The sequence below is a fragment of the Devosia sp. BK genome (assembly GCF_032907385.1).
GTDB lineage: Bacteria > Pseudomonadota > Alphaproteobacteria > Rhizobiales > Devosiaceae > Devosia.
In genome coordinates, this window is the sequence record NZ_JAIMBX010000001.1 from 1,013,034 (window position 1) to 1,034,755 (window position 21,722).

Consider the following 21,722-nt stretch of genomic DNA (forward strand, 5'->3'; position numbering starts at 1 on the left):
ACGGACTATAAAAATGACTATTGTGCGGGCACCTCGCGCTAAATGGTCATTTCTGGGGCAGGCGATTGTCTGGTAGTGCCTTCACATTAAGCATTGGCGGCCACAGCCTTCGCAACCGCGCGCTTCTCGCGCCCATGGCTGGAATCACCGATCGACCGTTTCGCGAGATCGCCGAGCGCTATGGTGCCGGCATGGTCGTTTCCGAAATGATCGCAAGTGCGGCGCTTGGGACTGGCCATGCCGATATGGTTCGGAAGCTGCGCAAGGCTGGTGGTTTGCCGCATATGGTGCAGCTCGCGGGATGCGAGCCGACCTGGATGGCGGAAGGTGCGCGCATCGCGGCAGACGCAGGCGCTGATATCATCGACATCAATTTCGGTTGCCCCGCCAAGCGGGTGACGAGCGGCTATGCCGGCTCGGCACTGATGCGCGTACCTGATCAGGCTTTGGCCATCGTCGAGGCGGTGGTTGGCGCAACTAGCTCGCCGGCGACGGTGAAAATGCGGCTGGGCTGGGACGACGAGAGCCTCAATGCGCCGCAGATTGCGCGCATGGCGGTCGACGCTGGCGCGCAGATGATCACCGTGCATGGGCGCACGCGGCAGCAGTTTTATAAGGGCACGGCGCGGTGGGAGCTTGTACGATCGGTCGTGGAGGCCGTTTCGGTGCCTGTGGTCGTCAATGGCGACATTCTGGATGAAGCTGGTGCCCGGACGGCACTCGAACAGTCTGGTGCGGCGGCGGTGATGCTCGGCCGCGGTGCGCAGGGGCAGCCTTGGCGTGTGGGGCAGATCGGCGCGGCGTTGGCGGGAGAACCTGTTGGTGAGGCGCCGACAGAGGATGCGCTGATTGCGCTGATCCAGGAGCATTATCAGGAAATGCTCATTGAATACGGCACCGAGGTCGGGCTGCGCGCCGCTCGAAAGCACCTCGACTGGTATGCCGAGGCGGCCAATCTCAATCTCGACAAACCCACCCGCAAGGCGCTGCTCGACAATGACCAGCCGGCCGACGTCATCAAGCTGATCGGGCGCGTGTTTTCCAATGACTGGAGTGTGGCCGCATGAACGCTGCCATGTCTGCCCTCGAATCTTTCCCGTCCCGCTCCGTGTTGCAGGCGCTGCCGCAGCCGATCATCGTGCTCGATGAATCGCGAAAAATCCAGTTCGTGAACTATGCGGCCGAGGCCTTCTTCGGCGCATCGCTGAGTGTGCTGACGCGGCAGAAGCTCGATGACCTGATTGCTTTTGGATCGCCCATCATTTCGCTCGTTGAGACCGTGATCACGCGCCGCGCGCCGATGACGGAATACCGGGTGCGGATTGGCTCATCCCGCTTTGGCGACGAGCGGATTGCCGACGTTTTTGCCAGCCCGATCTCTGACGAGGATGGCCGCGTGGCGGTGCTGATCCAAGAACGGACCATGGCCGACAAGATCGACCGGCAGATGGTTTCGCGCGGTGCAGCGCGCTCAGTGACAGGTCTCGCGGCCATGCTGGCGCATGAGATCAAGAACCCGCTCTCTGGTATTCGCGGTGCGGCGCAACTCTTGGAGCAGACGGTTTCGGCGGATGAAATTCCGCTGGCTCGGCTGATCCGCGAGGAGACGGACCGGATCGTTGGCTTGATCGATCGAGTGGAGGTGTTCGGTGACGAGCGTCCGATGGAGCGCGAGCCGATCAATATCCACGTCGTGCTCGACCGCGTGAAGCTTCTGGCGCGCAACGGTGTCGCGCGCGGGATTACCTTTTCCGAGGAATATGATCCGTCGCTGCCGCCGGTGTTTGGCAACAGGGATCAACTGATCCAGGTGTTCCTAAACTTGGTGAAGAATGCCGCGGAAGCCCTTGAGCGTACACAGAAACCCGAGATAAGCCTCTCGACCGCGTTCCGTCCTGGCATTCGCATTAGCGTCGCTGGCGTCGCTGAGCGTATTTCGCTGCCGCTCGAGATTGTCATCGAGGACAACGGCCCCGGCGTATCCCCAGACACTTTGCCTTTCCTCTTCGATCCGTTTGTCACCACGAAGACCAATGGCTCGGGTCTGGGTCTGGCCTTGGTCGCAAAAATCGTCGGCGATCATGGCGGTGTCATTGACTGCGACAGCCGGCCGGGCCGCACGCGGTTCCGTATTCTCCTGCCCGTTGCGAGCGGCGCCTTCCAACAAAGCCCTGAAGAGGTTTCGACGAAATGAGCCATGTTGTCTTGCTCGCTGACGACGATGCCGCGATCCGCATGGTGCTCAACCAGGCGCTGACCCGTGCCGGTTACGAAGTGCGCCCGACGGGCAATATTTCCACCATGTGGAATTGGGTGAGCCGTGGGGAAGGGGATGTGCTGATCACCGACGTTGCAATGCCCGATGGCAATGCCTTCGAGGTGATGCCCAAGATCAAGAAGCTGCGGCCCGATCTGCCGATGATCGTCATGTCGGCGCAGAATACGTTCATGACGGCTATCCGCGCATCGGAAGTTGGCGCCTATGAATATCTGCCGAAGCCGTTTGATATCACCGAAGTGCTGTCGGTGGTTTCTCGCGCACTGGCGGACGCCAAGAAGCCCAGCAATGCGGAGCGCAAGGCAGAAGAGCAGGGCGATTCCATGCCGCTGGTGGGCCGCTCGCCTGCCATGCAGGACATTTATCGCGCTCTTGCCCGGTTGATGCAGACCGACCTCACGGTGATGATCACAGGCGAAAGCGGCACCGGTAAGGAATTGGTGGCGCGCGCGCTCCATGACTTCGGCAAGCGCCGCAATGGGCCGTTCGTTGCCATCAATATGGCCGCCATTCCGCGCGATCTCATCGAAGCCGAACTGTTCGGGCACGAGAAGGGCGCTTTTACAGGGGCAAATACGCGCTCATCGGGCCGGTTCGAACAGGCCGAAGGCGGTACGCTTTTCCTCGACGAAATCGGCGATATGCCGATGGACGCGCAGACACGTCTGCTACGCGTGTTGCAGGAGGGTGAATATACGATGGTGGGTGGCCGGAGCGCCATCAAGACCAATGTACGCATCGTCGCGGCGACGCACCGCGATCTTAGCCAGATGATCCGTCAGGGCTTGTTCCGCGAAGATCTTTACTATCGCCTCAATGTCGTGCCGATCCGCTTGCCGCCCCTACGGGAGCGCATCGACGATATCTCCGATCTGGTGCAGCATTTCCTGCGCGCGGCGGAGCGCGAAGGCGAGGCGCCAAAGACGATTGCGCCCGATGCCATTCGGCTGATGCAGAACTATTCCTGGCCGGGCAATATTCGCGAGCTGGAAAACCTCGTGCGACGCCTGTCGGCGCTTTATGCCGACGAGAGCATTTCGGCGGAGATCGTGCAGAACGAACTCAACATTTCCGATCGTCCAGTGGCGGTTGCGGGTGTTGGGCCGGTGGACGTTTCGACGGCGGTCGAAAGCCATGTCGGGCAATTGCTGCGCGAGTACGAGCCGAACCTGCCGCCTGCCGGGCTCTATCAGCGGGTGATCGACCGGGTCGAGGCGCCGCTGATCGCCATGGCGCTCAACGCGTGTGGTGGCAACCAGATCAAGGCGGCGGACCTGCTCGGGCTCAACCGAAACACCTTGCGCAAGAAGATCCGGACGCACTCGATCGAGATCGTCAAACATAGCCGCAGGAACTAGCGCCGCATCTGATTGCGGCGGGTTCTATGTTCGGTCAATGCCAGGACAAAACCAGCCGCAACAACAAAGCCGGCGCCGACATAGACGTTGAGCAGCGGCGTCTCGCCCCAGAAAAGATAGCCGAAGACGAAGGCCCAGATGAGGGCGCCGTACTCGACCGTTCCCAGCACACTGGCCGGCACCAGTTTTGCCGATTCGACGAGGATGAACTGGGCGGAGCCGCCGACGAGACCGGCGGCCAGGACGAAGGCAAGCTCCGTTGGTCCCATACCCTGCCAAAGCGGGATGCTGACGACGCCCATCACCACGGCATGGATGAGGTTTTGGGCAAAGACCTGCACGAGGGCGCTATCCGACTTGGAGATGGTGCGCATGAGGATCATGGACACGGCCCAACTGAGAGCGGCGAGCAGCACCATGATAACAGGCAGGGTCAGCGTGAAGCCGCTGGGATTTGCCGCGACGACGACGCCGAAAAAGCCGATGGCGGCGGCGCCGACACGGGCGAGGGTCAGCCGCTCCTTGAGGAAGATGACCGCCAGGATGGTGGTGAGAACTGGCGCGAAATAATAAAGCGTCGTCATCTCGGCGAGCTGCAAGTCGCGGCCGGCACTATAGTACATCACCCAGGCCGCCAGCGTGAGCAGGCCGCGGCCGAGGATCATGCCGCGATTGGACGACGCAACGAGCCGTGGAAACATCCAGCTTTTGCCGATCACCATGCAAAGGATGACGATTATGACGCCGCGGACAAAGAGAATCTGGGCGGCCGGCAAGGCGTGAATAATGCCTTTGATAAAGGCGTCATGGACCGCGAAAAGCGTATAGGCCGTAATGCCCATGGCCATGCCCTTGAGGCTGGCGGAATCGGTGGCGGGAAAAGCGGGGGTGGTCAATTTCGATGCTCGAGGGAGAGCGTCTGTTTGCGCTGGGATGCCGGACTTGTCCAGCCGGAGGATTTCCCCAGCTCACGGGGCAGTGTCACATTTCGGCAACAATTATCTTGAAGGGTGCGGCGATTTCAGTCAGGCTTTGCTGCCTAGGATGCCGTGTGCCGCGCTTTGATCGTGCTGCAGGTATTGCCACAACAAGCCGGAGCGAACCGATTAGTGCATGACTGAGTTGGTCAGCGATGACATAGCCGCACAAGCCGACACCAAGGCGCGGACGGCGGATCAGCGTTCTCTGTTCTCCGGCGAGGGGAATGGGCCATTGCGTGTGCTCGGCTTCCTTGTCGTCTTTGCATCCGTGCTCATGTCTTCGGTGTCGTTCCTGATCCTCTCGGGCACGACCAATATCGAGCCATCGGCCGAGGTCTGGACGATCATCTGGGTCGTCACGGGACTGCTCGTTCTGCTGGTGCTTGCGCTGGTGGTCACCGAGGCAGTCTTGCTGTTTCAGGCGCGGATGCAAAAGCAGCCGGGCTCGGCGCTACAGGTCCGCATGGTCGCCATGTTTGCCGTCGTGGCCGGCATCCCGGCCATTCTCGTGGCCATCGTGGCCACCATTGCGCTTAACCAGGGCCTTGATCAGTGGTTCTCGGATCGCACCCGGTCGATGGTGGAGAGCAGCCGGCTTGTCGCGCGCTCCTATATGCTCGAACACGCCCAGGTTTTGCGCGACGACATCATATGGGTAGCCAGCGAACTCGAGCAATCCCACTCTACCTATCTTGCGGATCGCCAGCGGTTCGAGCGCATTCTGACCGCGCTTGCCGTGACGCGTTCGCTGCCATTTTCCTCGCTGCTCGACAGCAATGGCAATGAAATCATGCGGGCGCAGATCAGCGTGGGCGGGTCTTATCCCAAGCCACCAGCGGGGGTGACGGAGGGCGTCGTCGAGGGCATACCGACGCAGATTGCGCCTGGGTCGACACAGTTCGTCGGCTCGATCATCAAGCTGCGCGGCTATGACAATGTGTTCCTGTTCGTGGCGCGGCCTGTGGACGCCGAAGTGCTGCAATATATGCGGCTGACCGACGACAATATCACCGAATATCGGCAATATGCGTCGAACCGGCTGGTGTTCCAGATCACCTTCACCATCATGTATGTCGGCCTTGTGGTGGTGCTACTGCTCTCGGCACTTTGGATCGGCATCGCTCTCGCCAATCGTTTCGTCGACCCGATCAGAAACCTGATGATCGCATCGCGCCGCGTCAGTGGCGGAGATCTCGATGTGCGCGTACCGGTGCAAGAGGGACGGGGGGATCTCCGCGACCTCTCGAATGGCTTCAACCGGATGACGCAGCAGCTCAAGACGCAGCGCGAAGAGCTGCTGATGGCCAACGAGGTCAACGAAAAGCGCCGCCAGTTCACCGAGGCCGTGGTGGAGGGCGTGTCGGCGGGGATTATCGGGCTTGATCCGTTCGGAGCGGTCACGCTGGCTAATGCGCGTGCCTGTGAAATGCTGGGGCATTCCGAAATCGAGATGATGGGCGAGCGAATGGAAGACATCCTTCCCGAAATCGCGCCGGCCATCGACAAAGCGAAATCGGCGCGGCGCGGGCAGGTGCGCGACCAGATCCAGCTTGGCAACGAAACCAACCGGCGCATCTACCAGATCCAGCTCACCCGCGAAGGGTCGATTACCGAATCCAAGGGTTATGTGCTGACGTTCGACGACATTACCGAACTTGAATCGGCGCAGCGTACCAGCGCCTGGGCCGACGTTGCGCGCCGCATTGCGCATGAAATCAAGAACCCGCTGACGCCAATCCAGCTTTCGGCCGAGCGTCTGCGGCGGCGCTATGGCGCCAAGCTCGAAGACGATCGCGATGTTTTTGACAAATGCATCAATACGATCGTGCGGCAGGTGGGCGATATCGGGCGGATGGTCGACGAGTTCTCCGCCTTTGCGCGCATGCCTGAGGCAGCGCCCGAGGTGGCTGACTTATCCGACACAATCCGGCAAGCTGTGTTTCTCGAAAGCGTTCGGCTGCCGGAAGTTGCAATTGTCACCGAATTGCCGGATGACACGGTCTATGCCTGGTTCGACACGCGGCTCGTGTCGCAATCCCTCACCAATCTGATCAAAAACGCGGTCGAGGCATTCGAAGGGCTGGATTTGGGGGCCGACTGGCAGCCCACGATAAAAGTGGAAGCCCACTATGAGGGCAATCACGCCCGGGTGTCGGTATCTGACAATGGCAAGGGGTGGCCGGCGGAAAACCGCCAGCGGCTGCTCGAGCCTTACATGACGACTCGGGAAAAAGGCACGGGCCTGGGTCTCGCCATCGTTGCGCGCATCATCGAACAACATGGCGGCATAACTGAACTGATCGACGCTGAACCTGATGAACAGGGCAGGGTGGGGGCTTGCGTGACATTCACGCTGCCACTGCGTGCCCCACAAAAGACCAACGAGAAGGACAATCCGGAGCGCGGCTCTGAATTGCCCCAGAAGGAGGAATCGCTGATGCCAGCGATTGTTCACGAGTAATGGCACTAGACATTCTGATCATCGACGACGAAGACGATATTCGCGATCTGATCGCCGGTATCCTAGAGGATGAAGGCTTCGACACGCGACAGGCGCACGACGCCGACAGCGGGCTCAACGAAATTGCGCGACGGCGACCAAGCCTCGTGTTCCTCGACATCTGGATGCAGGGCTCGCGCCTCGACGGGTTGCAGCTGCTCGACGTCTTCCAGAGCCAGCATCCCGACATGCCGGTGGTGATGATTTCGGGCCATGGCAATGTCGAAACAGCGGTTTCGGCCATCCGGCGTGGCGCCTACGACTATATCGAAAAGCCATTCAAGATCGACCGGCTGCTCCACGTAACCCAGCGGGCGATGGAAGCCACGCGGCTTCGGAGCGAAGTGGCCGAGCTCAAGGAGCGTTCGGCTGGAAAAAATGCCGACATGGTCGGTAACTCCCCCTCTCTCCAGCAAATCCGCGGCCTGATCGAGAAGTCAGCGCCGACCAATTCGCGCATTTTCATTGCGGGCCCGTCCGGCGCCGGCAAGGGCCTAGTGGCGCGGCTGATCCATCAGCGCAGCCCGCGCAGCGACGCTCCCTTTGTGGAGATCAACGCTTCGCTCTACGCGCCCGATGAGGTGTCCGTGGTGCTGTTCGGGCGGGAAGCCAGGGACAAGTCGGGACTTCTGCAGGTCGAGGTGGGCGCGCTCGAGCGGGCACATGGTGGCACGCTCTATCTGTCGGAAGTGACCACACTGCCGCCGCAAGTACAGACCGCCTTGTTGCGCACGCTGGTTGAAAACCGGTTCAACCGCGTGGGCGGTGCCCAAGCTGTACCAATCGATGTGCGCATCATTTCGTCCAGTTCGCAGAATATTTCGGCGCTGACCGAGGGCGGCGAATTCCGCTCCGATCTTTTCCATCGGCTCGCCATCGTGCCGGTTCAGCTTGTGCCCCTCAAGGAACGCCGCGAGGATATTCCGCCGCTGGTCAGCGTCTTCATCGAGCAGATCTGCCGCATGCATAACCTGCAGCGCATCAGCATCGGGGAAGACGCCATCGCTGTTCTGCAGGCGCAGGACTGGCCGGGCAATGCGCGCCAGCTTCGCAATTCCATCGAGCGGCTTCTCATCCTGATGAAGGATCAGCAGCCGGAGAATGGCGTCATCACTGCGACCATGCTGCCTTCGGACATCGGCGAGGTGCTGCCGACGGTTGGCGACACCGACACCTCGGCGCACCTCATGAGCTTGCCGCTCCGCGATGCGCGCGAAGTGTTCGAGCGCCAATATCTCCTCGCGCAAATCGAGCGATTTGGCGGAAACATCTCCAAGACGGCGGAGTTTGTGGGCATGGAGCGCAGCGCTTTACACCGCAAGATCAAGTCACTAGGGCTGTGATGGCGCACTAAATCGGCAGTGTGCCATGCATCCGCTGCGGGTAGGCAGAGACGGGGATGTGTGGCATAGTTGTAATTGTATCATAATTCCGGATGGACGACGACTGGGCGGCAGTTTTCGTGATATTCGGACGCAAGCGATTGCGACATAACAGCGACAATAAATGCCGCGGCAAAGAGGCCTAAATGCCCAGCGAGAAGCAGCAAAATCTGCAGGATTCCTTTCTTAATCACGTTCGCAAGCAGAAGGTGCCCGTCACGATCTTTCTCGTGAATGGCGTCAAGTTGCAGGGTGTGATCACCTGGTTCGACAATTTCTGTCTGTTGCTGCGCCGTGACGCGCAGTCCCAACTGGTCTATAAGCACGCCATCTCGACGATCATGCCGGGCGCGCCAATCCAGCTGTTCGATCCAGAACAAAACAACGACCACGACTGACGGATCATATGGACGATTTCGACGAGGAGGATGGTCGCCACCCAGGCGGCCCCAAACCCTATATCGACAGGCAAGAGCAGCCCACGCGCACTGGCCTCGTCTGCCCTGATGTGAGGGGCAAATCGTCCAACCACAGCATCGAGTCCCGCAAGGCCGAATTCGAGGGTCTGGCAGAGGCCATTCGCCTCGATATCAAATTTTCCGAGATCATGAAGGTCCGGGAAATCCGGCCCGCGACTTACCTGGGCGGCGGCCATGTCGAGTCCCTTGCTGAAAAGGTAAAGGCCGAAGATATCGAGCTTCTGCTGGTCGATGCGGCGCTCACACCCATCCAGCAGCGCAATCTCGAACGCGAAACCGGCACCAAGGTGCTCGATCGAACAGCGCTGATCCTCGAAATTTTCGGAGAACGCGCCGCGACACGCGAAGGCGTTTTGCAGGTCGAGCTCGCCCATCTCAATTACCAGAAGGGGCGCCTTGTGCGTTCCTGGACCCACCTTGAACGCCAGCGTGGCAGCGGCGGCACAGGCTTTATGGGTGGCCCCGGCGAAACGCAGATCGAAAGCGACCGTCGGCAGATCACCGATCGTATCGTTCTGCTCGAAGATCGGCTCGATAAGGTCAAGAAAACGCGCGCACAGCAGCGGCAGCAGCGTACTCGCGCGGCGATCCCGGTCGTGGCGCTCGTTGGCTATACCAACGCCGGCAAATCGACGCTGTTCAACCGGCTGACGGGGGCAGGGGTCTTTGCCGAAGACCTGCTCTTTGCGACGCTAGATACGACGGTGCGTAAGATCGAATTGCCGCATGGCCGCGAGGTGATGCTGAGCGACACGGTCGGGTTCGTTGCGGACCTGCCGCACGACCTTGTGGCCGCGTTCCGCGCGACGCTGGAAGAGGTCGTGGACGCCGATATCATTCTCCACGTGCGCGACATAGCCAATCCCGATCATGCCGCTCAGGCTGAAGATGTGCTCACCGTGCTCGACGAGCTTGGTGTGTCGTCGGAAAACACGCCTGTGGTCGAGGTCTGGAACAAGATCGATCTGCTCGAAGAGCCGCAGCTGACCTTGGCTTCAGCTGCGCCGGCAGGCAATGTGCTGGCGAGCATGCCGGTGTCTGCCCATACCGGCGCGGGCATCACGGAACTGCTCGAACTGATCGAGCGGTCCCTTGGTGAGCAGAGCCGGACCTACCACGTCCATGTGCCACACAGCGCCGGCAGCGATATCGGTTGGCTGCATGGCAATGCCGAAGTCATTTCGCGCGATGAGCCGACCGAACAGGGTCAAGACTACGTCGTGCGTGTCGATCCCCGGCACAAGGCAGCATTTCTGGAGCGGTTCAACGGCCGGATTGCCTTGTCAGATCTCTGACGGGGCTTTCTGCTTGTCGGCAGCGCGGATCTCGTTCCAGTAAGCGTCGAGCCGCTCAAGACCGGCGTCGGGGGCTGCAACGCCATCCTCGCGGCAGCGGGCCTCGACATAGTGGAATCGCCGCGTGAACTTGGCATTGGCGTCGCGCAGTGCGGCTTCCGGATCAACGCCGGCGTGGCGCGCCAAATTGCTGATCGCAAAGAGAAGATCGCCGATTTCCTCGTGTACGGCGGACGGATCGGCGGCGGCCTTGGCCTCCTCGACCTCTGCCAGTTCCTCGCTGACCTTTGCCATCACGGAGCCAAAATCTGGCCAGTCGAAGCCGACTTTCGCGGCCTTTTTCGTGAGCTTTTCTGCACGCGTCAGGGCAGGGAGCACTTGGGGCACATCGTCAATCGCCGAAGATGATTTGGCCGCCTGGCGCGCGGCCTTCGCCTTCTTTTCCGCCGCTTTGACGCTTTCCCAACTGACCTGAGCTCCGGCGGCGCTATCGGCGGTTTGATCGCCAAAGACGTGCGGATGGCGGCGAATGAGCTTTTCAGTGATGGCGTAAATCACATCGCCAATTTCAAAGTGTCCCGCTTCCTTTGCCATCTGGGCGTGAAAGATCGGCTGTAAGAGCAGATCGCCGAGCTCCTCGCGCAGATCGTCAAAATCCTGGCGTTCGATCGCATCGGCAACCTCATAGGCTTCCTCGATCGTGTAGTTCCGGATCGTCGAAAAATCCTGCTCCAGATCCCAAGGACATCCAGATACGGGGTCGCGTAAAGCCGCCATGATCTCGATGAGCCGGGCGATATCGCGAGACGGTTGCATGCTGGGCTCCAAGGAAGGTGGATCGACCTCGGCGTCGTTACATCAAAGGCGGGGGGCCGTCACCCAAAAGCCAAGCGCACTTCATTCGCATAATATATATTATGGAACTTTGATCTGTGAAACTGCTGGTTTCTCAGTTATTTGGCTCTGAATTGCTCATTTCGATGTGCTCGCGTGAAGCTTCGCCTCTTCGAACAAACCATCGCAGGCCGCGCATCAGTTATCTCCTCGAGCCAACCTCTACTCAAACTATTTGCTTGCTCGCGTCGAAATTGGGCGCTCTCGTTCGTCTTGAAGGCATATTCCATGTGGAGGACCTTCGGAATGGAACGGCACTATGGTTGGGTGATTGTCGCTGCAGGCGCAGTCATCACCTGTTTGGCAATGGGCGCCATGTTTGCCCTGCCAGTCTATCTACAGCCTATCGCTGACGAAACCGGCTGGACGCGGGCCGGCATTTCCGGCGCCATGACCATCGGCTTCGTCGTCATGGGCGTTGCCGGATTTTTGTGGGGCACATTGACGGATCGCATCGGCGCGCGGCCCGTAGTGCTGATCGCGGCGGTCATGCTCGGGCTCGGATTGTTCGTGGCCAGCCGAGCGACGAGCCTCCTGGTGTTCCAGATCGCCTATGGCGGATTGGTCGGCGCATCGGGCGGCGCGTTTTTCGCGCCGTTGATCGCGACCACTTTGGGTTGGTTCGATAAGAACCGTAGCCTCGCCGTTTCGCTTGTGTCGCTGGGCGGCGGCATCGCGCCCATGGTTATAACGCCACTGGCGACTGTGCTGATCGGCGTGATCGGTTGGCGCGATGCGATGATGTATACGGCGGTCGCTGCGACGGCGCTGATCGTCCCGGCTGCCTTCCTGATCCGGCGCGCGCCTGCCGCCAGCATGGCCGCGCTAACGCCCGGCAGCGATGTTGCGCCAGCAGAACCGGCTCCGACAAATATGTCGGCGATCTTCCGCAAGCCGCAATTCTTTATTCTCGCCGGCGTGTTCTTTCTGTGCTGTGCGGCACATTCCGGGCCGATTTTTCACACCGTGAGCTACGCTATGCTTTGCGGCGCCTCGGCTCTTGCGGCAGCCAGCATTTACAGTGTCGAAGGCGTTGCGGGGCTGTTCGGCCGCCTGATCTTCGGCGTGCTCGCTGACAAGATCGGCGTGAAGCGCGTCATCGTCGGCGGCCTGGCGCTGCAATCGGTCGGCATTTATTGCTATATTTATGTCGGCGAGTTGCAGCAATTCTATATGCTGGCTGCCGTGCTCGGCATGGTCTATGGCGGGGTCATGCCGCTCTATTCGGTGCTGGCCCGGGACTATTTTGGGCCGACTGTCATGGGCACCGTTCTTGGCGGCATTACCATGACGTCGTCGATCGGCATGGCCTTTGGTCCGGTCGGCGGCGGTTGGCTGTTCGATACTTTTGGCGACTACCATTGGCTTTACGTCGCTTCGGCCGCTGTTGGGCTTGCCGGCGCCGCGCTGGCGCTAGCGTTCCCGCCCAAAAGCGTCGATGAGCCGCCGGCAGAGGCTGTCCCGGCCTAGTCTCGTTCAGGTGGGATTGGCGACAGCCGTCCCGCCATCCTCATCATCATCCTTGTTGTTGCGATACGCCGCCGAGAGCTGGCGATAATAGCGCGAATTGAACGCGAGGATGGTGACGAGAAGTCCGACGAAGCCGGCGATCGTAAAGACCAGCGCAATACCGCGCGCTGGCCCCGTGCCGAACCAAGACCCGATCGTCGCAGCCCCTGCCCCATCCGTCATGAACGGGATAACGACGAACTGTGTCAGCGGCCCGATGAGGAATGCCGTCAATGGCGAGGCGGCTTGTTCAACTGATTGGGCAAATCCGAAGACGCGGCCCTGGCGCTCGAGAGGCACCACTTTTTGCAGCGTCGTGTGCTCCGCAGCTTCAGCAAATGGCCCAAGCAGCATCCAGACGAAACACCCAGCGGCCAGAAGCCAGATGGAGGATTGCAAGGTGAACACGCAGCAGACCGCCCAGGTAATCGCACTGACCATCAGCAGTGTCTTCAATGGATTTTTGCCGAGCCCGGTTTTGGAAATGATGATCCCGCTGGCGATGAACGCCGTCGACAACAAGCCAAACAGGAGACCCCATACCTCGACCGAAACCAGCGATAAGCCATAGGCGTCGAGCAGCGCCATGAAGATGCCGCCGAGGAAATTGTTGAAGGTGGCAAAAAAGATCAGCGCGAAAAGTCCGGGCACGCCTGCAATGACTCTTATCGTGCCAGCGATATCGACACGCTTGGGCTCTGCCGGCTGATCGCCTTCGACAGGCGCCCTGCCCTCATCGATTTTCACGAATAGCAGGTGCAGATAGGCAAGAGCCGTCGCCGAGAGCGCAAGAACCAACACGCCCAGCATGCCGCCATAGGCCACGAACAGACCCGAGATCACCGAGGTCGTCAGGAATCCGATGCCCGACACCATGCCAACCAGACCATTGGCCTTATCGCGCTCCGGTTCCGGAATGAGAATGGTCACCAAGGTTGGCAAGGCAATGGAGCGGATATTGCCGGCAATCACGCCGAGCATGACAGTCAAAATAAACGCCCAGAGATATATTCCATAGGGATCGCGAAACGCGCCCTCCGGCTCGGTCAGCACCAGGATGAACCCGATCAGGTAAAATGCTTCTGAGGCGAGGCTCGAGCCGAGCATGCTCAGGCGCTTGGAATTATGGTCCACGATCGAGCCAAACCAGAAGCCAAAGGCCGCGGTGAAGACCAGATAGATCCCGGCCACCATGCCCGTGGCGAAAACCGATTGTGTTTCGAGGAAGACCCAAAACGTCACCGCGAACCACAAGGTAAAATCGGTGATATTGGCGACAAGATTATTCGCCAGCAGATGGTGGAAAGGCCGCATGATCATCCTCCCTGAAGTCTGATCGTCTTTGCCAAAGATAGATTATCCCGGCTGACAGATCGTGTCAGCGTCTCTCCCAAGACGAATGTGAGGCCTCGCTTTCGACACGCCGAGCCGTTGAACTGTCTTTGGCACGAAGTCTTCGTGGTCAGGCGGCATTCACCAAAGCAGCTAAAATAGGCCAAGACCGTTGACACTCAAGGGCTTTGCGCTATGGTCCGCGCCGCAAGGTTCGACCGGGCTCAAATATTTACTGGGCGCAAGTATCACTATTGCTCGCGTTTACTAGGGCTTCGGTCTGCCGAAGTGTTGGGTTTTGGGCCACGGACCCCGACACGGGCTTTGCATTTGATTTCCGCGGTAAGCCGCCCCGAGCATTTCGCTCCGGCCCGTTTCCCGGATGACACGCTGAGTGGATTCTCTGACGTTGACAGACGATTTTTCTGGCCTTGGCCTTTCGAGCAAAGTTACCGACGCAGTCTCCGCTGCGGGGTATACAAAACCGACTGAAATTCAGTCGCAGGCCATTCCGCACCTTCTGCAGAAGAAGGATCTGATCGGCATCGCGCAGACCGGCACAGGGAAGACGGCTTCGTTCGTTCTGCCCATGCTGACGCTGCTCGAAGCAGGGCGCGCCAGGGCCCGCATGCCGCGCACGCTCATTCTCGAACCAACGCGCGAACTTGCGGCGCAGGTTTCGGAGAATTTTGAAAAGTACGGCAAAAACCATCGCCTCTCGATGGCGCTGATCATCGGCGGCGTATCGTTCGAGGACCAGAACAAGAAGCTCGATCGCGGCGTCGACGTGTTGATCGCGACACCAGGTCGTCTGCTCGACCAATTCGATCGCGGCAAGATCCTGCTGACGGGCGTCGAAATCCTCGTTATCGACGAAGCCGACCGCATGCTCGACATGGGCTTTATCGACGATATCGAAAAGATCTGTTCGCGCCTGCCGCCGCGTCGCCAGACCATGCTGTTCTCGGCGACGATGGATCCGCAGATCGAGCGCCTGACCAAGAAATTCCTGCGCGATCCCGTACACGTGCAGGTTTCGCGGACGGCGTCGACGGCTGATACGATCGACCAGAAGCTGGTGAAAGTTTCGTCGCGGCCCGATCAGAAGCGCGCCATGCTGCGAGCCCGGATCGATGCAGCCGAAGGGCTGACCAACGCCATCATCTTCTCCAATCGCAAGCGCGACGTGGCCACCCTCGCCCGTTCGCTGCAGCGCCACGGCTATAGCGCCGGTTCGCTGCATGGCGACATGGATCAGAAGAGCCGCATGGAAACGCTGGATGCTTTCAAATCCGGCAATCTTTCGTTGCTCGTCGCCAGCGACGTCGCGGCCCGCGGCCTCGATATTCCGGCGGTTAGCCACGTGTTCAATTTCGATGTGCCTGTCCACGCCGAAGACTATGTGCACCGCATTGGCCGCACGGGTCGCGCCGGTCGTGCCGGCACGGCTTACACCTTTGTCGGACCCAGCGACGAGAAGCATCTCGATGCCATTCTCAAGCTGATCCAGAAGCCTATCGAATACCTCGATGTTGCGCCTGTGGCCTCGTCGCAAGATACTGAGGAAGAGCCGCGCGAAGAAAAGCCCGCACGGACCTCGCGCCGCCGCTCGTCCCGCCGTGGCGAACCAGCCGAAGCGCCTGTTGCTGCCAGCGAACCAGCGCCAAGGCGCCAGAGTCGGCAGCGGCCTAAAGACACGCCAGCGGTATCGTCCGATATCGTGCCCGGATCGCCATTCGGTGATGCAGGACCGATTCCCGCGTTTCTGCTTCGTTCGGCGCGGATTGCCGAACAAGAAGCGGAATAAATTACTGGCCGGGTTGGAAAATTGCTACCAGCGCGCTTGTCTTGCGACTGGTATGACTTGTAAATGACTTTGACGTAAGACTGATTTGCTGATGGTTGGCGCAACGAGGCGCGGGGACGGCTGTGTCGGATCACGAATTCACACGAGCATTGGGCTATGCGAACGCAGCGCTCGAGCTTTTGAAGAAGAGTTCTATTCCACCCTACCCGCAGTTCTATGAGCTGCTTTATACCTATGCGACGGGCGTAAACCCGTCGCTCAACCATCGCATCAACGCCATTTTCGCGACGGGCAACTCGCCATCGGCGAGCTTGGCGGAAACGCTCTACAACGAATTTCTGAAATCCGACGTCAATGACCGAATGTCGACGGTTTCCGAGCGCATGCAGGTGCGTATCGAGGCTGTCCATTCGGCGATTGACCACGCCATGACGACGGCGAATGCCTATTCCGGTTCACTGCAATCAGCCCAGGGCGACCTTGAACGCGATATCGGACCGGAGGCGCTGAAGGCGCTCGCCACACGGCTCTTGGCCGAAACGCGCCGGATGCAGGATACCAACCGCACCCTCGAACAAAAGCTGGAAGCCTCCCGCGAAGATATCGCCTCCCTCCAGCGCGATCTCGACGATGTGCGGCGCGAATCTTTGCTCGATCCGCTGACCAAGATCGCCAATCGCAAAAGCTTTGACGAGGGGCTCCGTGCAGGCATTGCCGAGGCGCGGCAGACCGGCGGGCCGCTCTGCCTCATCCTCATAGACATCGACCACTTCAAGAGTTTCAACGACACTTACGGCCATCAGACGGGTGACCAGGTGCTTCGTCTTGTGGCGATGACGATCAAATCGAACATCAAGGGTCGCGATCTGGCGGCGCGCTATGGTGGCGAAGAATTCGTGGCCATCCTGCCGAACACCGATATCAACGGCGCTTCGATCGTTGCGGAAAATGTCCGCGCCGCGATCCATGGCAAGGAATTGCTGAAGCGCTCGACCAATGAAAAACTCGGCCGCATCACCGCGTCCTTCGGCATTGCCGCCTTCCGGCCATCAGATACCGCCGGCTCGCTGATCGAGCGCGCTGACCGTTGCCTTTATGCCGCCAAGCATGCCGGGCGAAACTGCGTCGTTACGGAAAACACCATTACCGACCTTGCCGAGGCCCCAGAAACCGGCGTCTCGGCGGCGTAGGGCTTATTCCGCAGGTTTAAGCTCGACGCCGAGGCTGGCCAGCATTTCCCAATATTCAGGATAAGTCTTGCCGGTGCAGGCTGGGTCCAAAATGGTCACGCCACCAATGCGAAGGCCCGCGAGCGCAAAGCTCATGGCGATGCGATGATCGTGATAGGTCTCGATCCGCGACGTCGCATTGCGTTGAGCGGCGTCAAGCAGCGCCGGATCGGCATAGACCACGAGATCATCGCCTTCTTCGATCGCAAGGCCGGGACGAATGCGGTTCAGCTCGTTGGCGACGGCGCGGATGCGGTCGGTTTCCTTGACGCGTAGATTGGCAATGCCGACGAAACGCACGGGTGAGTTGTTGAAGGCGGCCACGACCGCGATGGTCGGTACGGCATCCTGCATCTGCGAGCCATCAATGATAGATGGCATGTTCGGGAATTGCGCGATGACGGCCTGTGCAGCGGCGTCCGGCTGGGTAAAGGCATCTGCGGCCACGCCGAGGTCGATCTTGCCGCCAGTGAGCGCTTCTATGCCCCAGAGATAGGTGGCGGCGGACGCGTCGGGCTCGATGTGGAAGTCGGTCGCCACATAGCCGGTTGGTTCGACCTGCCACGTGCCTGGCGCTGTTTCTTCGAACTTGGCGCCGAAGGCGCGCATGGCAGCGAGCGTGAGATCGACATAGCCGCGGGCGCCGATGTCCTGGCCTGCCAATGCGACTTCGATCGGGCCTTCGCCGAACGGCGCGGCCATGAGAAGCGCTGAGACGTATTGGCTCGAGAGAGAGGCGTCGATCTCCACCCTGCCCTTCCCGAACCGGCCTGTGCCGTGGATGTTCACGGGTGGGCAGCCGGTTGGTGCAGTGGCATCGATACCGAGAGACTGAAGGGCGTCAACCAAGGGTTTGATGGGACGAAGGTGCATATCTTCGTCGCCATCAACCACAACAGTGCCGTCGATGGTCGCGACTGCTGCAGTCAGGAAACGTGTGGCGGTGCCCGCATTGCCGAGAAACAGTGGTGCGTTTGGCGCTGCCAATTTTCCGCTGCTGGTGACGAGAAAGCTTGTGCTGTTTGGCTCTTCGACCGTCACGCCCATCTGCCGCAGCGCCTCGGCCATCAGCACCGTGTCCTTGCTCTTGAGCGCACCGGTCAGGCGGCTCGTGCCCTCGGCCAGTGCCGCGAGGAGCAGGACGCGATTGGTGATGGACTTGCTGCCCGGCGGCGATACGCGACCAGAAAGCGGGCGACCGGGCGGAACGATGGTGTAGGCAGGCGGGAGCGTTTTCGGCATGATGCCGTGGTGTTAGGACAAAGCGCCCCAAGAGGCAATCGCCATCAGGCGGTTGCACGCGCCTCGGCGATAGCCTTCAAATCCGCAGCCTTGAGCGTGACGCTCTCGCCGCAGCCGCAAGCGCCGGTCTGGTTAGGGTTTTTGAACGTAAACCCAGCGCTCATCTTGGATTCTTCAAAATCCATGACGGTACCGAGCAGATACATCGTTGCCTTGGGGTCGACCCAGACATCGACACCCTGATCGGTAACGTGGTCATCACCCTTCAGCGGCTCGCTGACATAGTCCATCGTATAGGAAACGCCCGCGCAGCCGGCATTCTTTATGCCGACGCGGAGGCCGATGACCGGCTTGTCGGAATCTTCCATGATTTCACGGATGCGCTCGGCAGCAGCATCGGTCAGGGACATGATCTTGAAGGCCATGGTGTCTTCCGCCTTTATCGGTAGTTCACGATATATAGCAGTGAACGCGCGATCCTACCACCAGTTCAACGCAACTTGTGCTTCTTCGCTCATGCGACTCGCGTCCCATGGTGGATCGAAGACCATGTTCACGGTGACATCCTGGATGCCTTCGACGCCACGCGCCGCATTTTCCACCCAGGCCGGCATTTCGCCCGCCACCGGGCAACCCGGCGCGGTTAGCGTCATGTCGATCGTCAGGTTGCGGTCGTCATCGAGATCGACCTTATAGATCAGGCCAAGCTCATAGATATCGACCGGAATTTCCGGATCATAGACGGTTTTCAGCGCGCCGATCAGATCGGAGGTGATGCGTTGCACTTCTCCATCGCCGAGGTTTTCGGGCATGGTCGGCTGCAGGCGCACATCGATCTGTTCGTCGGCGGCAGGGGTCGTATCTTCGCTCATCTTGAGCCTCTCAGGCGAAAAATTTACGGGCGCGCTCGATGCCATCGACCAGAGCGTCCACATCATCCTTGCCGTTATATAGGGCGAGCGACGCCCGGCAGGTAGAGGTAACGCCAAATCGTTTGAGCAGCGGTTGTGCGCAATGGGTGCCGGCACGGACGGCGATGCCATAGCGGTCCAGAATGGTCGAGACGTCATGGGCATGGGCGCCGGCGATCTCGAAGGAGAAAATGCCGCCCTTGCCCGGCGCCGTGCCGATCATGCGTAGTGAATTGATGCGGCTGAGTTTTTCGTGTGCGTAGTCAGCCACGTCATGCTCATGCGCCGCGATATTGTCGCGACCGAGCGATTCCATATAGGTCAGCGCTGCGCCAAGTCCGATGGCCTGCACGATTGGTGGTGTACCCGCCTCGAACCGATGCGGCGGCTCATTATAGGTGACGGTGTCGAGGCTGACTGTCTCTATCATTTCGCCGCCGCCCTGATAGGGCTGCATTTCCGCGAGCAGATCGTAGCGGCCGTAGAGCACACCTATGCCGGTCGGCCCATAAAGCTTGTGGCCTGTCATGATATAGAAATCGGCGCCGAGATCCTGCACGTCGACCTTGGTGTGGACCGCGCCCTGCGAGCCATCGACAAGCACGGGAATGCCCCGAGCGTGAGCGATTTCAATGACTTGCTTGATCGGGACGACGGTGCCCAAGACGTTGGACATATGCGTAACGGCAACGATACGGGTCTTGTCAGAAAGCGCCGCTTCAAACGCATCGAGGCTGAAGCTGCCGTCGTCGCCGACATCGACCCACTTGATGACCGCGCCCTTGCGCTCGCGATGGAAATGCCAAGGGACGATATTGGAGTGGTGCTCCATGATCGTCGTGACGATTTCGTCCCCGGCCCCAATGCGCGGACCGGCAAAGGATTGGGCGACGAGGTTGATCGCCTCGGTTGCCGAGCGGGTGAAGATGATTTCCTCGATGCGACCAGCATTCAGGAACTTGCGCACCGCCTCGCGCCCGCCCTCATAGGCCTCTGTCGCGCGATTGGCGAGCGTGTGCAAGCCTCTGTGAACATTGGCATATTCGTGCCGGAAGGCGTAATCCATCCGGTCGAGGACCTGAACAGGCTTTTGCGCCGACGCGCCGCTGTCGAGATAGACCAGGCGATGGCCGTGGATGACTTCCGACAGGATCGGAAAATCGGCGCGCACTTTTTCGAGGTCGAGGGTCATGTTTCGTCCCGTGGCGACTGTCGTCGCCGCTGGCCCAAATCCACGATTGGAGTGGGTCGGGACGTGGCGCAGTAACGCGTCACGTCTGGTAGTTTAACAGAAGACATGCGACCCGGGGATTACTTCCCGAGAAGCCAGGTGTCGACGATGCCTTGCAGGGCCTCGTTCAGCGCTTCATCTTCAATCGGATCAATGAGTTCGGCGATGAAACCGCGGACCAGCATGGTCTCCGCCTCTGTCGTTGGGATACCGCGGCTGAGGAGATAGAAAAGACTGTCTTCGTCGAGCTTGCCGCAGGTCGAACCGTGGCCGCAGACGACGTCGTCGGCATAGATTTCGAGTTCGGGCTTCGACAGGATTTCCGCGTCGTCGGAGAGCATAAGTCCTTGATGCATAAACTTGGCATCGGTCTTTTGCGCATCGCGAGCGACGATCAGCTTGCCCTGAACCACGGACTTGGAGCGGCCGCGGGTGATGGATTTGAACAGCGGCTGCGACGAGGTGTGCGGCACCGCATGGGTGGTTTCCATCGTAATATCAGCATGTTGGCCGTCGGACACCAGATTGAGGCCCGTGACGTTGGCATGCGCACCGGCACCCGACATCTTGGGGAAAAGATGAGTGCGAGCAAGGTTGGCACCAGCGTGGACGACGAGCGTGCGAAGCTGGGCGCCATCGGCCAAGTGATATTCGTTGGTCGCAAAATGCGAGGTGGCACGGGCACTTAGGTCGATCGTCACGTGAGTGACATTGGTGTCCTTGCCCAGCGCAATATAGGTCGCGTGGTTGCCGACATGGGCCGCTTCGGAACCGGAGAAGGTTTCGAGGATGACGACAGAGGCGCCATCAGCAACGAAAATCTTCGTGGCATCAACGACATGGGCGGCTTCGCCCACGATGCGATGATCGATCTGGATGACCTGCTGCACCTGGCCTTCAAGCGTTACGCTGAGGGCGTCTTTCGTTAGCACTCCGTTAACATTGACGAGCAGATCGTCGCGATTGGTCAAAACGCCGCCATGGGTCTTGCCGACGATGACGCCTTCGGGGGCCGTCGCAGCATTTTGGACGACGCCATTGACGATCGAGAGCGCAAAGGCGCCGGGGATACGAAGACCCGTGCCCGTCGCTTCATTGGCCGGCTGGGCCAGCGGCGGAATGGTCCGCAGCAGCGTCTTGAGGTCGGTATAGTGATAGGCCTCGACGCGGCGAGTCGGGAGGCCAGCCACGGTGACGCGCTCGGCGACCTGGTCAGCGCCGACAGCCTTGAGCTGGGCGATCAGGGTTTCCTCGGCAGCGCCGAGACGAACTGGAAAAGCTGGGCGCATGGTTGG

18 protein-coding genes are annotated in these 21,722 nt (G+C 60.0%); 10 read left to right on the forward strand and 8 right to left on the reverse strand.

Annotation, left to right across the window (positions count from 1 at the left end; all coding sequences use genetic code 11):
* Positions 1 to 65 precede the first annotated feature (65 nt).
* From dusB to ntrC, 3 genes are read left to right on the forward strand one after another with little or no spacing between them, the layout of a single operon-like run.
* Positions 66 to 1,067 carry a tRNA dihydrouridine synthase DusB gene (gene dusB, locus DevBK_RS04925; RefSeq protein WP_317184661.1) on the forward strand — a complete coding sequence of 334 codons (1,002 nt, stop codon included), beginning with the start codon at positions 66 to 68 and terminating at the stop codon, positions 1,065 to 1,067.
* Positions 1,064 to 2,194 carry a two-component system sensor histidine kinase NtrB gene (locus DevBK_RS04930; protein ID WP_244484014.1) on the forward strand — a complete coding sequence of 377 codons (1,131 nt, stop codon included), beginning with the start codon at positions 1,064 to 1,066 and terminating at the stop codon, positions 2,192 to 2,194. Before dusB ends, DevBK_RS04930 begins: the two co-directional genes overlap by 4 nt.
* Positions 2,191 to 3,636 (forward strand): nitrogen regulation protein NR(I), encoded by a 1,446-nt coding sequence (gene ntrC / locus DevBK_RS04935; RefSeq protein WP_061911575.1) that lies wholly within the window; start codon positions 2,191 to 2,193, stop codon positions 3,634 to 3,636. Before DevBK_RS04930 ends, ntrC begins: the two co-directional genes overlap by 4 nt.
* Here the strand turns inward: ntrC and DevBK_RS04940 are convergent.
* Positions 3,633 to 4,532: a DMT family transporter gene (locus tag DevBK_RS04940; RefSeq protein ID WP_062630272.1), complete on the reverse strand. Its 900-nt coding sequence runs from the start codon at positions 4,530 to 4,532 to the stop codon at positions 3,633 to 3,635. The genes ntrC and DevBK_RS04940 overlap by 4 nt on opposite strands.
* Before the next feature lie 217 nt (positions 4,533 to 4,749).
* On the opposite strand from DevBK_RS04940, the gene DevBK_RS04945 reads away from it, so the two are divergent.
* The 4 genes from DevBK_RS04945 (at position 4,750) to hflX (ending at position 10,272) form a co-directional block, all read left to right on the forward strand.
* Positions 4,750 to 7,077, forward strand: a complete 2,328-nt coding sequence (locus DevBK_RS04945; protein WP_061911579.1) for a sensor histidine kinase NtrY-like — start codon at positions 4,750 to 4,752, stop codon at positions 7,075 to 7,077.
* Positions 7,077 to 8,459 (forward strand): sigma-54-dependent transcriptional regulator, encoded by a 1,383-nt coding sequence (locus tag DevBK_RS04950; protein ID WP_061911581.1) that lies wholly within the window; start codon positions 7,077 to 7,079, stop codon positions 8,457 to 8,459. Before DevBK_RS04945 ends, DevBK_RS04950 begins: the two co-directional genes overlap by 1 nt.
* A 185-nt stretch (positions 8,460 to 8,644) precedes the next feature.
* A complete protein-coding gene (gene hfq / locus DevBK_RS04955; protein WP_035078721.1) occupies positions 8,645 to 8,896 on the forward strand; it encodes an RNA chaperone Hfq in 252 nt (83 codons plus the stop codon).
* 8 nt (positions 8,897 to 8,904) lie between these two features.
* On the forward strand, positions 8,905 to 10,272 hold the full coding sequence (gene hflX / locus DevBK_RS04960) for a GTPase HflX (protein ID WP_061911582.1): 1,368 nt from the start codon (positions 8,905 to 8,907) through the stop codon (positions 10,270 to 10,272).
* Here the strand turns inward: hflX and mazG are convergent.
* Entirely contained in the window at positions 10,261 to 11,088 is an 828-nt protein-coding gene (mazG, locus tag DevBK_RS04965; protein WP_317184662.1) for a nucleoside triphosphate pyrophosphohydrolase, read from the reverse strand. The genes hflX and mazG overlap by 12 nt on opposite strands.
* A gap of 324 nt (positions 11,089 to 11,412) precedes the next feature.
* On the opposite strand from mazG, the gene DevBK_RS04970 reads away from it, so the two are divergent.
* Positions 11,413 to 12,636 (forward strand): MFS transporter, encoded by a 1,224-nt coding sequence (locus tag DevBK_RS04970; RefSeq protein WP_317184663.1) that lies wholly within the window; start codon positions 11,413 to 11,415, stop codon positions 12,634 to 12,636.
* A 6-nt stretch (positions 12,637 to 12,642) separates the two neighbouring features.
* On the opposite strand, the gene DevBK_RS04975 is transcribed toward DevBK_RS04970, so the two are convergent.
* Entirely contained in the window at positions 12,643 to 13,989 is a 1,347-nt protein-coding gene (locus DevBK_RS04975) for an MFS transporter (RefSeq protein ID WP_317184664.1), read from the reverse strand.
* Positions 13,990 to 14,416: 427 nt separating this feature from the next.
* Between DevBK_RS04975 and DevBK_RS04980 the strand changes: the two genes are divergently transcribed.
* Together DevBK_RS04980 and DevBK_RS04985 are read left to right on the forward strand one after the other, a co-directional pair.
* The gene (locus DevBK_RS04980) at positions 14,417 to 15,814 is read left to right on the forward strand and encodes a DEAD/DEAH box helicase (RefSeq protein ID WP_317184665.1); all 1,398 of its coding nucleotides are present in this window, start codon (positions 14,417 to 14,419) and stop codon (positions 15,812 to 15,814) included.
* Positions 15,815 to 15,936: 122 nt separating this feature from the next.
* Positions 15,937 to 17,004, forward strand: coding sequence for a GGDEF domain-containing protein (locus DevBK_RS04985; RefSeq protein ID WP_317184666.1), 1,068 nt, complete (start codon positions 15,937 to 15,939; stop codon positions 17,002 to 17,004).
* Between the two features lie 3 nt (positions 17,005 to 17,007).
* Here the strand turns inward: DevBK_RS04985 and DevBK_RS04990 are convergent, their stop codons facing one another.
* From DevBK_RS04990 to sufD, 5 genes are all read right to left on the reverse strand, one after another.
* Complete coding sequence (locus DevBK_RS04990) at positions 17,008 to 18,285, reverse strand: 3-phosphoshikimate 1-carboxyvinyltransferase (protein ID WP_317184667.1); 1,278 nt, start codon at positions 18,283 to 18,285, stop codon at positions 17,008 to 17,010.
* Positions 18,286 to 18,329: 44 nt separating this feature from the next.
* Positions 18,330 to 18,710 carry a HesB/IscA family protein gene (locus DevBK_RS04995; protein WP_061907308.1) on the reverse strand — a complete coding sequence of 127 codons (381 nt, stop codon included), beginning with the start codon at positions 18,708 to 18,710 and terminating at the stop codon, positions 18,330 to 18,332.
* A 54-nt stretch (positions 18,711 to 18,764) separates the two neighbouring features.
* Positions 18,765 to 19,097, reverse strand: a complete 333-nt coding sequence (locus tag DevBK_RS05000; RefSeq protein WP_244487030.1) for an SUF system Fe-S cluster assembly protein — start codon at positions 19,095 to 19,097, stop codon at positions 18,765 to 18,767.
* Between the two features lie 70 nt (positions 19,098 to 19,167).
* Positions 19,168 to 20,388: a cysteine desulfurase gene (locus tag DevBK_RS05005; protein WP_317184668.1), complete on the reverse strand. Its 1,221-nt coding sequence runs from the start codon at positions 20,386 to 20,388 to the stop codon at positions 19,168 to 19,170.
* Between the two features lie 119 nt (positions 20,389 to 20,507).
* Positions 20,508 to 21,716: a Fe-S cluster assembly protein SufD gene (sufD, locus tag DevBK_RS05010; protein WP_317184669.1), complete on the reverse strand. Its 1,209-nt coding sequence runs from the start codon at positions 21,714 to 21,716 to the stop codon at positions 20,508 to 20,510.
* Positions 21,717 to 21,722 lie beyond the last annotated feature (6 nt).